This window comes from Gordonia aichiensis NBRC 108223 (assembly GCF_000332975.1).
Classification (GTDB): Bacteria; Actinomycetota; Actinomycetes; order Mycobacteriales; family Mycobacteriaceae; genus Gordonia; species Gordonia aichiensis.
Genome location: NZ_BANR01000010.1, coordinates 14657 through 27929, shown reverse-complemented (window position 1 = coordinate 27929; position 13273 = coordinate 14657). Strand labels below are relative to the sequence as shown.

The 13273-nt window shown below is 64.4% G+C and carries 9 protein-coding genes; 4 read left to right on the top strand and 5 right to left on the bottom strand.

What is annotated here, in order from left to right:
* Nucleotides 1-10 precede the first annotated feature (10 nt).
* Both GOACH_RS11875 and GOACH_RS11870 read right to left on the bottom strand, forming a co-directional pair.
* Nucleotides 11-1543 (bottom strand): AMP-binding protein, encoded by a 1533-nt coding sequence (locus tag GOACH_RS11875; RefSeq protein WP_005174878.1) that lies wholly within the window; start codon nt 1541-1543, stop codon nt 11-13.
* A 35-nt stretch (nt 1544-1578) separates the two neighbouring features.
* On the bottom strand, nt 1579-2538 hold the full coding sequence (locus tag GOACH_RS11870) for a phosphotriesterase family protein (protein ID WP_005174877.1): 960 nt from the start codon (nt 2536-2538) through the stop codon (nt 1579-1581).
* 210 nt (nt 2539-2748) lie between these two features.
* Between GOACH_RS11870 and GOACH_RS11865 the strand changes: the two genes are divergently transcribed.
* Entirely contained in the window at nt 2749-3702 is a 954-nt protein-coding gene (locus tag GOACH_RS11865; RefSeq protein WP_040518492.1) for a L,D-transpeptidase family protein, read from the top strand.
* Nucleotides 3703-3807: 105 nt separating this feature from the next.
* Here GOACH_RS11865 and GOACH_RS11860 read toward each other — a convergent pair whose 3' ends face one another.
* The 3 genes from GOACH_RS11860 to GOACH_RS11850 form a co-directional block, all read right to left on the bottom strand.
* Nucleotides 3808-4494, bottom strand: a complete 687-nt coding sequence (locus GOACH_RS11860) for a PIG-L deacetylase family protein (RefSeq protein ID WP_005174875.1) — start codon at nt 4492-4494, stop codon at nt 3808-3810.
* A 20-nt stretch (nt 4495-4514) separates the two neighbouring features.
* Nucleotides 4515-5915 carry a class II fumarate hydratase gene (locus GOACH_RS11855; RefSeq protein WP_005174874.1) on the bottom strand — a complete coding sequence of 467 codons (1401 nt, stop codon included), beginning with the start codon at nt 5913-5915 and terminating at the stop codon, nt 4515-4517.
* Between the two features lie 210 nt (nt 5916-6125).
* Complete coding sequence (locus GOACH_RS11850; RefSeq protein ID WP_005174873.1) at nt 6126-7826, bottom strand: fumarate hydratase; 1701 nt, start codon at nt 7824-7826, stop codon at nt 6126-6128.
* Nucleotides 7827-8069: 243 nt separating this feature from the next.
* On the opposite strand from GOACH_RS11850, the gene GOACH_RS11845 reads away from it, so the two are divergent.
* From GOACH_RS11845 to GOACH_RS11835, 3 genes are read left to right on the top strand one after another with little or no spacing between them, the layout of a single operon-like run.
* On the top strand, nt 8070-10310 hold the full coding sequence (locus GOACH_RS11845; RefSeq protein ID WP_005174872.1) for a glycerol-3-phosphate 1-O-acyltransferase: 2241 nt from the start codon (nt 8070-8072) through the stop codon (nt 10308-10310).
* Entirely contained in the window at nt 10307-11818 is a 1512-nt protein-coding gene (locus GOACH_RS11840) for an HAD-IB family hydrolase (protein WP_005174870.1), read from the top strand. The genes GOACH_RS11845 and GOACH_RS11840 overlap by 4 nt, the downstream gene beginning before the upstream one ends.
* On the top strand, nt 11815-13257 hold the full coding sequence (locus tag GOACH_RS11835) for a wax ester/triacylglycerol synthase domain-containing protein (protein ID WP_005174868.1): 1443 nt from the start codon (nt 11815-11817) through the stop codon (nt 13255-13257). The genes GOACH_RS11840 and GOACH_RS11835 overlap by 4 nt, the downstream gene beginning before the upstream one ends.
* Nucleotides 13258-13273: the final 16 nt, after the last annotated feature.

The window sequence follows — 13273 nt, the reverse complement described above, 5'->3', positions numbered from 1 at the left end:
GACGAGGATCTCATCGACGTCGTGGTGTACCCGAGCCGCTCGAGCTGAGTTCTCGCAGCGAATCGCGGTCGATCGCTCGCTTGAGGATCTTGCCGGTCGCACCTTTCGGGAGTTCATCGACGACGTGGACGATGCGCGGCACCTTGTAGGCGCTGAGCCGTTCCTTCGCCCACTCTCGCAGGGTATCGGTGGTCAGAGTGGCGCCGGACCGAACAGCGATCACCGCGGCGATCTCCTCGCCGTAATGAGAATCTGGCACACCCACCACGGCGACCTCGACGATGTCGGGGTGGGTGTAGAGCACTTCCTCGACCTCGCGCGGGTACACGTTGTACCCGCCGCGGATGATGAGATCCTTTGCGCGGTCGATGATCCGAACGTCGCCTTCAGTGTCCATCGAGCCGATGTCGCCTGTCCGGAGCCATCCGTCGATCAGTTCCGAAGCCGTGGCTTCCGGTCGGTTCCAGTAGCCCGTCATCACCGTCGGTCCCTTGATGAAGATCTCACCGACCTCGTCGTCGCGCAGCGGTGTGCCGTCAGGGTCACGTACCTCGATCGTGAAGCCCGGCAACGCTGTTCCCACTGTCCCGACCTTCGGCGCACCGTCGAGGTTGCGGAACGTGGCGGTGCCTGCGGTCTCGGTGAGGCCGTAGCCCTCGAGGATCGCACACCCGAACTTGTCGGCGAACGCACGGATCACTTCTCCGGGCATCGACGCCCCGCCCGAACACGCCAGCCGTAGGTCCTCGAAATCCGTCGGAGCATATCCGGATGCGCTCTGCAGCATCGCATTCCACATCGTCGGGACGCCACAGGCGATGGTGACACGTTCGTCGCGCAGGCGGTTCATGAACTCGACAGGCGCAAAAGGGGAGAGCAGGGACAAACTGCCGCCCCACGATAGCGCATTGTGCATGACGACAACCTGGCCGAAGCAGTGGAACAGTGGAAGTGCGGTGGCCCAGCGCTCTTCGTCCCCGAGGCGCAGTGCCGGTCGGAACGCGATCGGCGCCGCGTTGACGTTGGCGATACTCAGCTGTGCACCCTTGGGCTTCCCGGTCGTTCCGGAGGTGTACAGGATGACCGCGGTGTCGTTCTCGTCGCGTTCGACGAATGTGTCGACCGACGGTCCATCCGCGCTCGCATCGTCTTCGAATGGTCGGACCTCGACGAACGGTATGCCGTGCTCGGTCGCGACGAGATCGGCTGCTGCCGCGGACTCCTGCCACGCGACGATCAGTGACGTTCCGGAATCGTCGACCACGTAGTCGATCTCGTGAGTGGTCGACATCGTGTTGACCGTGATGACGGTGGCACCGATCGTGTGGAGTCCGTAGTACGCGATGACGAACTCGGGAATCGACGGGGCCACGAGGAGAACCCGATCGCCCGGAGTGATGCCGAGACCGGCGAAATGCGCTGCGCTGCGCGCTATTCGGTCGCGTAGTTCGCCGTATCGGAGGATACGATCGCCGCTGCGCACGGCGATACGGTCGGGATGGGTATCTGCGCCCTTCCACAGGGCGGCAACGGGATTGGCCATGGTTGTCCTTGGTCGAGATCTGGCGGAGGCGTCGATCACTCGAAGTAGCGGCGCGGGACGTCGACGAGCATGGTGTCGATGTCGGCGTCGCTGACTCCGCGCTCGCGCAGTGCGGGTAGGACATCCTCGCTGATGTGCCGGTAGTTCCAGTTGGGGACGGCCTGCTTCTTGGCCTCCGGATCGAACCAGTCGATGAAGCACGACGCGTCGTGGGCGAGTCCCATTCGATCGGCGTACCCGCGCTTCGTGAGTTCGACGATGGTGTTGATGCGGTCGTCGAAGGGCAGTAGTACGTCGAGTCCGAACCTGTCCATGCCCAGAATCGATCCCTCGTCGGCGATCTTCATGAGGTAGTCGAGATCGGTGGAGTCGCCGGAATGTCCGATGACCACCTTTGTCAGGTCGACGCCCTCCTCGCGGAGAATACGTTGGGCGACGAGTCCGGACCCGGTGTGCGGGTTGGTGTGCACGGTGATCGGTGCGCCGGTGTGTACGTGGGCCGCGCCGACCGCGCGCATGGCGCGCTCGACGCCGGGCGTCAGGCCGGGCTCCTCGATCGCGCATTTGAGGAACGATGCCTGGACCCCGGTGTCGGCGATGCCCTTCGTGAGGTCGCGGACGAAGAGATCCACCAGTGGTTCGTCCACGTCGAACAGCAGACCGGGCCCGGTGTAGTGGAACTGGAAGGGGATGTCGTTGTACGTGTAGAGGCCGGTTGCCACGACGATGTTGAGATCGACCTGCTCGGCGATCTGCTTGATGCGCGGAATGTAGCGCCCGAGCCCGAGGACGGTCGGATCGAAGATCGTGTCGATGCCGAGACTCTTGAGTTCGGTGAGGTCGCGAACCGCGTCGGCGATCTTCTGATCCTCGTTCCAGTCGTCCTGGTAGTTCTGCCGGTACTCCTCGCCGACCACGAAGATGTGCTCATGGATGAGCGTTCTTCCCAGGTCCGCGGAGTCCACCGGTCCGGTGACGGTATTGACAGTGCTCATCTGTGTTCCCCTTCGAGGTGTGTGAGCGGCGCCAGGATCAGGCGGTGTGCGCTACGTCACCAAGGACAGTAGATGAGGCTGAGTTCATGTTCAAGTAGCTGTCTTCTCAGTCGGTGTCATCCGATCAGTGCAGCACCGTAATCCCCCTGAGACTCACGAGTCCTTGCCATTTGTCACACTTGTGTGGTGCAGAAGTTACTGATGAGGCGGATGAGACTGTTGGGACTTGTAGCGATTGCGGTGATGGCTGCAATCGTTGCCGGTACCGGCCAGGCATTGGCCGCGCCGGGAACCTCGACTAACCCCACCAGCCCGACCACACCGACGAGTCCGACCAGACCGGCGACACCCACACTTCCGTCGATTGGCATCCCGGCGGTGGACGGGCTCCTCGACAAACTGGCTGGCAACGGCTCGACGGCGCCGGGGACCACCTCGTCGGACACCAGCCAGATGATCGTGGTGACAGCGCCTAGGGCCAGCGACACCACCGCGACGCTGACCGCGTTCGACAAGGGCGCGGACAAGACGTGGAAGCCCGCCTTTGGTCCCACCAAGGCGTTCCTCGGGTCGCAGGGTATGGGCGAACCGAAGGACAACGTTCCCCGCACCCCCGAGGGCACCTTCGCGCTCGACCAGGCGTTCGGCAGGCAGGCCAACCCTGGCACCAAGATGCCGTACTTCCAGGCGACCCGTCAGGACTGGTGGGACTCCAACATGAAGTCGCCGACCTACAACACCCACGTTCACTCACCGAAGAGTCCGGGGGGTGACAGTGAAAACCTGTACGACTCCGGCCCGGTGTACGACTACGCGGTCAACATCGCGCACAACCCGCAACGCACGCCCGGCAAGGCGTCAGCGATGTTCCTCCATGTCACCAACGGCGAGCCCACACAGGGGTGTGTGGCGATCGACCGTGACGTGATGCGCAAGATCCTCATGTGGCTCGACCCGGCCAAGCATCCGAAGATCACCATCGGTGTGAACGCAGCGGCCCCGACGGGTGACGGTCCTACCACGACCGCGCCGTCGAAGACGTCACCGACGACACCCGCCTCGCCGAGCCTTCCGGGAGTATCGGACATCCTGGGCGACAAGGGATTGAGCGATCTGCTGACCCAGCTGGTCAACCTCATCCCGACGCTGCTGGGTACGAAGTAGCTCTGGAGAAGTAGCCGGCCTGAAGTTGGGTCGAATCGAAGGGCGTGGGTGCAACAGCACCCACGTTTTCGGATTCGACCCAACTCTGTCGGGCGGCGGTGTGGACTACGCCCGCTCCCGCTTGAGCTCGAAGCACGCCGCGCGGCGACCACCGAAGTCGTCGCGCGGCGCGGTCATCGCCTCGACCTGAGCGCGGGCCTGCTCCACCACTGGGGTGTCCGGATCGAGAACGCTCAGGTACACCTGATGCGCAGCAAGGGATTTCACAGCGATGTCGACCTGGTCGGTGACGTCGACCGCATGGGTCGGGTGCGGACCGTTCTCGAACAGCCACCGGGGGGCGTCGCCGCCGAGAGAGTCGTAGGCGTCGAGGACCGCAGCCGAGAACTCCATGTGGTCGCGCTGATTGGGCTTACCCGGAGCCCACTCCGCGCCCCCGTAGAGTGAGAGCACCACCTGCGGATCGACACGTCTGATGGTGTCGGCGATCGCAGCGCGCAGTTCCGGTGTGTTGCGAATGTTGCTGTCCGGAAAGCCCCAGAACTCGACCTCGTCGACGCCGACAATCGCGGCCGACGTCTGCTGCTCGCCCTCCCGCAGCGGGCCGGCTTCGGCCGCATTCATGCCTTCGATACCGACTTCACCGCTCGACGCGAGGGCATACACCACGCGTTTACCCTCGTCGGTCCACTTCGCAACCGCCGCCGCCATCCCGTATTCGGGATCGTCGGGATGTGCGACGAGTGCCAGCGCGGTGTGCCAGTCTGTCGGGAAGGGTGTCAGATCGGACATGGCCCGACTCTATCGACGGCTCAACGCTTGTGGTCGAGGTTGGCCATCTTCAACACGTCGAGGCGCTTGTCGAGTTCTTCCTCGCTGAGCTTGTCGGGCACGAGACCACGGTCGATGACGGTCTGCCGAATCGTCTTGTGCTCCTTGAGCGCCTGCTTCGCGACCGCCGCGGCCTCCTCGTAGCCGATGGCCGAGTTGAGCGGAGTCACGATCGACGGGGAGCTCTCGGCCAGAGTCCGCAGACGCTCGTCGTCTGCCTGCAGCCCTGCGATACAACGGTCGGCGAACAGTCGGGAGACGTTGGCGAGCAGCTTCAGCGATTCGAGCACGTTGCGCGCCATCATCGGGATATAGACGTTGAGCTCGAACGCTCCATTACCGCCGCCCCAGGTGACGGCCGCGTCGTTGCCGATAACCTGGGCCGCTACCTGCGTCACGGCCTCGGGCAGAACGGGATTCACCTTGCCGGGCATGATCGAACTGCCCGGCTGGAGGTCGGGAAGATGGATCTCGGCCAAGCCGGTCAATGGACCCGAGCCCATCCAGCGGACGTCGTTGGCGATTTTGGTCAGAGACACTGCGATCGTCTTGAGCTGACCCGACAGCTCGACAAGACCGTCCCGTGCGGCTTGTGCCTCGAAGTTGTTCTTGGCCAGAGTGATCGAGTCGACATCGGTCAGTCTGACCAACTCGTCGACGACCTTGGTGCCGAAGTGGTCGGGCGCGTTGAGCCCGGTTCCGACGGCCGTTCCACCGATGGGGACCTCGCCGACGCGGGGCAGCGTCGCCACCAGACGCTCGATTCCGGCCTCCACCTGGCGGGTATAGCCGCTGAACTCCTGCCCGAGCGTGACCGGAACAGCATCCATCAGGTGGGTGCGGCCGCTCTTGACCACCTCACGCCACTGTTCGGCCTTGGCGAGCAGTGCAAGTCGCAGATGGTCGAGCGCGGGGATGAGGTCGGTGACAACCGCCTCGGTGGCCGCCACATGGGTGGCCGTCGGGAATGTGTCGTTCGACGACTGCGACATGTTGACGTCATCGTTCGGGTGGACGTCGACGCCGCCCGCCTTCGCGATCGACGCGATCACCTCGTTGGCGTTCATGTTGGAGCTGGTCCCCGAGCCCGTCTGGAAGACGTCGATGGGGAACTGGTCGTCGTGCTTGCCGTCCGCGATCTCTTTCGCCGCGGCGATGATGGCGTCGGCCTTGGTCGCGTCGAGTAGTCCGAGATCCTTGTTGACCTGTGCGCAGGCGGCCTTGAGTAGGCCCATCGCACGGATCTGGGTCCGCTCGAGCGGACGGTGGCTGATCGGGAAGTTCTCGACGGCGCGCTGTGTCTGCGCGCGCCACAGCGCGTCGACGGGGACCTTGACCTCGCCCATGGTGTCGTGCTCGATGCGGTACTGCTGCTGCGCCATCTGTCTCTCGTCCTCCGGTTCTCGACGGTGGGTTAGGACTACCTCAATCAACGCTACTCGCAGCGGATTGTGGGGCCGCGTCTGCCGTACACAGGTGGCAGAATCCGGCACCTGTGTACGGCAGAGGCACTGGGGATCATGACGGGGCCCGACTCGACGCCGCGGTGCGGTGTCCGTGCCCGGAAGAGTACGAGCCGCAAGACCGCTCGCTCAGCGCTCCTTTGACCGGATCCGCACGCCGCCCAGCGGCACGGTCACCGACCCCGACGGGTCGGTGAAGAAGTCGTTGCCCTTGTCGTCGACGACGATGAACGCGGGGAAGTCCTCGACCTCGATCTTCCACACGGCTTCCATGCCGAGCTCGGGGTACTCGATGACCTCCTGGCTCTTGATGCAGTCGAGGGCGAGACGGGCGGCGGGACCGCCGATCGAACCCAGGTAGAAGCCGCCGTGGGCGTCGCATGCCCGGGTGACTTGTTGGGAGCGATTTCCCTTCGCCAGCATGACCATCGAACCGCCCGCGGCCTGGAACTGCTCGACGTAGGAGTCCATGCGGCCGGCCGTCGTGGGTCCGAACGACCCCGATGCCATGCCCTCGGGCGTCTTGGCGGGGCCCGCGTAGTAGACGGGGTGATCGCGCAGATACTGCGGCATCGGTTCGCCTGCGTCGAGTCGTTCCTTGATCTTGGCGTGGGCGATGTCGCGCGCCACGACGAGCGGTCCGGTGAGGGACAGTCGGGTCTTCACCGGATACTTCGACAACTCGGCGAGAATTTCTGGCATCGGACGATTGAGGTCGACCTGTACCACCTCACCGCCCTCGATGTCCTCGGTGACCCCGGCGTCCGGCATGTACTGTGCCGGATCGGTTTCGAGCTGTTCGAGGAACACGCCGTCGGCGGTGATCTTCCCCAGGGCCTGCCGGTCGGCCGAGCAGGAGACGGCGATGGCAACCGGGCACGACGCTCCGTGGCGGGGGAGACGAACCACGCGGACGTCGTGGCAGAAGTACTTGCCGCCGAACTGCGCTCCGATGCCGAACGACTGGGTGAGCTTGAAAACGTCCTCTTCCAACTCGAGGTCACGGAAGCCGTGCGCCGACATCGAGCCCTCCGTCGGAAGGGTGTCGAGGTAGTGGGCCGACGCGTACTTGGCTGTCTTCACAGCGAACTCGGCCGACGTCCCGCCGATCACCACGGCGAGGTGATACGGGGGGCACGCGGCAGTGCCGAGCGACCTGATCTTCTCGTCGAGGAAGGACAATAGGCGCTCGGGGTTGAGGATCGCCTTGGTCTCCTGGAACAGGAATGACTTGTTGGCGCTGCCGCCGCCCTTGGCCATGAACAGAAACTTGTACTCGGGGCCCTTCGGTCCCTGCTGCGTCGAGTAGATCTCCACCTGCGCAGGAAGATTGGTGCCGGTGTTCTTCTCGTCGTAGGTCGTCAACGGAGCGAGCTGCGAATAGCGCAGGTTGAGCTTGGTGTAGGCGTCATAGACGCCGCGTGAGATCCACTCGCCGTCGTCGACGCCGGTCAGCACCCCCTCCGACTTCTTGCCCATGACGATCGCTGTGCCGGTGTCCTGGCACATCGGCAGAACGCCCCCTGCGGAGATGTTGACGTTCTTGAGTAGATCGAGTGCGACGAAGCGGTCGTTGCCCGATGCCTCCGGGTCGTCGATGATCCTGCGCAACTGCCGCAGGTGCGCCGGGCGCAGGTAGTGGCTGATGTCGTGCATCGCCTCGGACGTCAAGCGCTCGAGTGCTTCCGGCGCGACCTTCAGGAAGGTCTGACCGTCGACGTCGACTGTGGACACCCCCTCCGTGGTGATGAGGCGATAGGGCGTGTCGTCGGCGCCGGAGGGCAGCAATTCGGCATAGCGGAACTCCGGAGCAAGGGCTGGTTTGCTCACGCGGCAGATCCTATCGCGGCCGGTCAGTGGCCTTACATTCTCCGGTCGCCGTATGTGGGCCATGCCACCGCTGCCGGAACGTGACCGTTGCCCGGTGTGCGCATGCAACACAAGGGGTATTAGTGTGTGGTGGGTCACAGTTCACGCCGCTGAATTCGGTTCGGTGATGTCGGCCATTCATCGGCGCGGGTCGACCATCAGCGGCGTCGACCACCAGCGTCGTCAACACGGAGGGGGAACGCATTGGCTGCAATCGTGCTGGCGGAGGTTCGAACGACCTGCGAACGCGAGGCCGTCACCGAGTGGGCGTCGAGCAGGCACCCCGACGCGCCGGTCCGCACGCTCGACGAAGTGGACCCCGAGACACTCGACCCCGACACGACCCTGATCCCCGCTCGAGTGGTCTGGCTCCCCCCGATGCGCAAGGGCGAGCGCCGCGTGTCGGTGGCAGACGTACTGGTGCTGTCCAATCCGCGTAGGCCTCCGGCATTCAGACAGCGCGCGATCAAGAAGCGGTCACCCGACCGCGCCCGTGTCGTGGCGGGCGAACCCGCAACGGTCGAGGAACTGCGACGACGACACGAGCAGTCGTCGGCCGAAGGTGAGGATTTCGGCGGCTTCGTCGCATTGGCCGCGGCGCTGTCGGCCGAACGTGCCGAGCGGCAGTTGATCGGTGATCGCTACAAGGTGCCCAAACTCGTCGCGCAGCAGATTGGGTCGTCGGCGCGTTTTCAGGCCAACGCGGCCAAGCTCGCCGCAGATCTCGGGCGCCCTGTTGCCTCGGTCATCTCCGACGCGATCGACAAGATGTCGACGTTCGTCGCAACACAGAGCCCCCTGATGGACGACGTGTTCTCCACGACCTTCGGAAAGCTCTACGAGCGCACCTGGACCGTGTCGGTAGACCTGGACACACTGAGCGAACTACGCACTCTCAACAAGACCCACGGCCTGGTGTTCCTGCCGTCACATCGCTCCTACGTCGACACGTTGGTTCTCGCAGACGCATTGCGCCGTCACGACTTTCCGCCGAACCTGGTGCTCGGAGGCAACAATCTCGCACTGTGGCCGATCGCCGCGATCGCACGGCGGGCCGGTGTGATCTTCATCCGGCGCAAGTTCGGCGATGACCCGATCTACAAGTTCGCGATGCGCGCCTATCTGTCATTCATCGTCGAGAAGCGGTTCAATCTCGAGTGGTACATCGAGGGCGGGCGTAGTCGCACCGGAAAGCTCCGCCCGCCGATGATGGGATTGTTGGCGTACGTGGTGGACGCCATCGAGCAACTCGACACCGCCGACGTGATGGTCGTGCCCACCTCCATCGTCTACGACCAACTCCACGAGATCTCCGCCATTGCGCGTGAATCCGCCGGTGGCACGAAGAAGCCGGAGGACATGGCCTGGCTACTGAAGTACGCGAAGGCGCAACGCTCTTACCTCGGTGAGGCGCGGGTGCGTTTCGGGGAGCCGTTCTCATTGAGAGAGTCGATCACCGAGCTCAGTGACGACGACCCTGCGCGGCTGGAGAAGATCGCCTTCAAGGTGATGGACGAGATCAACGCGGCCACACCGATCTCGGCGACGTCACTGGCGGGGTTCGCACTCCTGGGTGCTGGTGACCGCGCGTACACGGCCAAGGAGATCGAAGACATCTTGCGGCCGTTGCTGTCCTATATCGAGCGTCGCGAACTTCCCGGCCCGGACCCCGCGATGTGTCGTGGACTCGGCCTGAAGTCCACGCTGAAAGAACTCACCGACGCCGGCGTGCTCACACACTTCGCCGGGGGAGTCGACGATGTCTGGTCGATCGCCGAGGAGAACCACGCGATCGCCGCGTACTACCGCAACGGCGCGATCCACCACTTCGTTGATCGGGCCATTGTCGAGGTGGCACTGTTCGCAGCCGACCGTAACGAGATCGACGCGGACCGCGAAACGCGTTTGGCCGCAGCGCAAGAAGAAGCCCTGCGTATCCGCGATCTGTTGAAGTTCGAGTTCTTCTTCCCGACGAAGCAGGAGTTCTTGCACCGACTCGGCGCCGAAATGGACCTCATCGCGCCGGAATGGCGTCACGTGCGCCCCACACCCGCCTGGCTTCACGACACCTTTGCAGCGATGTCGGGTGAGTTGTTCGCACGACGCACGTTGCAGCCCTTCTTCGACGCGCAGCTGGTGATGGCTCGCCGTCTCGTCGAGCTCAACAGCGAGGCGCGTGAGAAGGAGGAGATCGTCTCCGACTGTCTCGGCCTGGGTACACAGCTCTCGATGCAGGGCGTCGTCAAGAGCAGGGACTCGGTGTCGACCGAGTTGTACAACGCGGCATACAAATTGGCCGACAATCGCGGTCTCATCGAGTCAGTGGACGGAGGCGACGTGACGGCGGCGCGGCAAGAGTGGCTTCATGAGGTCGAGGACATGCGTGACCGCCTGGCCCGGATCGCCGAGATCGAGGCGGAGCAGACGGGAGTGTCAGCGGTATGAGTGCGCTGGGGACTCGGCTGGCCGAGATCCGTTCGGCGCCGCGCGGTAAACACATCGGTGCCTTCTTCGACTACGACGGCACTCTCATCGAAGGTTTCTCCGCCACGGCGATTTTCGGCGCCCGCATCCGGAGCCTGGAGTTCGGGTGGGGTGAGGTTGCCGATTTCGCGCTCATCGGACTGCGCGGCGTCGAATCCGAACAGGATTACGCAGAAGTGCTCGCGGCGACCAAACCGACGTTCGCGGGCAAGACGTACGACGAACTCCTCGCGATGGGGGACAGACTCTTTCGTCACGAAACCGCGGCAAAACTGCGTCCCCAGATGTGGCAGATTCTCAGCGCGCACCGCGAGATGGGGCATCGGATCGTGATCGCGTCGTCGGCGACCCGCTTCCAGATCGAGCCCATCGCACGCGAGATCGACGCCGACCACGCCTTGGCGACCGACGTCGAGGTGGTCGACGGCATCGTCACCGGAGAGGTGCTGGGGCGGCCGCTGTGGGGTCCGGGCAAGGCGGCTGCTGTGCGGGCGCTCGCACGCGAATACGACATGGATCTCGACGCGTCGTTCGCTTACAGCGACGGCAACGAGGACATCCCCTATCTGGAGAGTGTCGGGCATCCCGCTGCGGTGTCGCCGCGGCGGATTCTGCGTGCGGAAGCGAAGGAACGTGGCTGGCCTATTCTCGACCTGCGCAATCCCTCGCACAACCGTCTCGGTATGGCGCTACGCACCGGAGCCATGTACGGATCGTTTCTCGCGGGCGCTGCGGCCGGAATCGCAGGAGGCATGGTGCAGCGCAACCGTTTCGAGACCACCGTTCAGACCGGCATCGCCACCGGCAACGACGTCGGACTGGCGCTCGCGGGCGTGCACGTCGACGTGATCGAGGGCGAGGAGTATCTGACGTCGGATCGACCGTGCGTCTTCGCGTTCAACCATCAGTCGAAACTCGATCTGCCGGTCATGATCCATCTGGTGCAGCGTGAGGCGACCGGCGTGGCCAAGAAGGAGATCCGCGGTCTGCCCGTGTTCGGTCAGATTCTCGACGCGGCGGGGTTGGTCTTCATCGACCGCGCAGACGCGGGTAAGGCGATCGATCAACTCGAACCCGCGGTACGAAAACTGCGCGAGGATGGCTTCTCGCTCGTGGTGGCCCCGGAGGGCACACGTTCACCGACACCACGGATCGGCAGGTTCAAGAAGGGGCCGTTCCACATCGCCATGCAGGCCGGCGTGCCGGTGGTGCCGGTGGTGTTGCGCAACGTCGGCGAATTGATGTGGCGCGGTTCGCAACTGGTCGCGCCCGGAACGATACAGGTGCGGGTGTTGCCGCCCGTCGACACCACGACGTGGGAGGCGGAGACCATCGGCGACCATGCGGAGGAGGTGCGGCAGATGTTCATCACCGCGTTGGCGGACTGGCCGGAGCCGGGTGACGCCGGGCACCTGAATGATTCGCAGGATGACGAGATCGGTGACGATGCAGGGGAGACTGTCGGATGAGTGAGGACCAGCCCCTCGAGTGGGGCACCGAGCAGCACATGAGCCCGGTCGATGCGCTGATGTGGCGCGGCGACACCGACCGTCGACTCCGCGGAACCATCTCGATGATCGAGATCTACGACTGCGAACCCGATTGGGATCGGCTGATCGCCGCGCACGATTGGGGAAGTCGCATGGCTCCCAGATTCCGCTCGCGCGTGGTGGATTCGCCGTTGCACACCGGCACCCCGAGTTGGGCCGTCGACCCGGAGTTCGATCTTCATTATCACGTTCGACGCATCCGGTTGCCCGGCGACGGCTCGATGCGCGAACTGCTGTCGACGTGTGAGCAATTGGCCATGACGGCACTCGACCCTGCTCGCCCTCCGTGGGAGGGCTATCTGATCACCGGGCTCGCCGACGGCAAGACCGCGTACTTTCTGAAGGCGCATCATGCGTTGACCGATGGGCTCGGTGCCATTCTGGCTCTGGCGCAATTGCATTCACCCTCGCGCGACCCGATCCCCAACAAGCCGCAGCCGCCTGCTCCTGCACCGACCGAGTTGTCGGCACTGGAGGTGCTGGCACGTCAGATCGGCCACGAGTTCGCGCAGACCCCGTACCGGGCAGGCCTGGTCGTGCGTGGCGCACTGGCCCTGACCGACCCGAAACGTGCGCTCAGCAAGGTGCTGCGGTATGGGCGGTCGGTGCCGCGAGTGGCAGGCCTGGTCAGTCCGCCGGGATCACCACTGCTGGCGCAGCGCAGCTTGTCGTGGCGGTTCCTGGCTTTCGAGGTGCCGTTCTCCGAGTTGAAAGCCGCCGCAACGTCGATGAAGGCGTCGATCAACGACGTCTATCTCGGCGGGCTGATCGGCGGCTTCCGCATCTATCACGAGAAGATGGGGGAGCAGGTCGACGCGATTCCCGTCGCGATCCCGATCTCGGTGCGGCGACCGGAGGACCCCGAGGGCGGCAACCGAATAGCCGTGGGCAGACTCGCCGGGCCCATCGGGATCGACGACCCCTTCGAGCGGGTGCTGACGATCCGCGAACAGGTGCGCGCGGCGCGTACCGAGCCCGCTGTCGACATCTTCAACACCCTGGGTTCGGTGCTCGCGTGGATGCCGGGTGAGTTGCTCGGCCAGTTCAGCGGTGCAACGAGTATGAACGACCTGCAGGCCAGCAACGTACCGGGAATCCCCTGGGAGACCTACGTTGCCGGCGCCAAGGTGGAGCGGTTGTTCCCGTTCGGCCCGTTGCCGGGTTGCGCGGTGATGGCCACGATGATCACTCACAACACCACGGCCTGCCTGGGACTGAACTGCGACGCCGCGTCGGTCACCGACCCCGAACTGTTCGCCGAATGTATTGTCGCCGGATTCGACGAGGTACTCGCGCTCGGACGCGACACCGACGCTCAGGCGGACGACGCGACCATCGGGATGCAGCGGGTGAGCTGACCCAGCCAACAGCGCG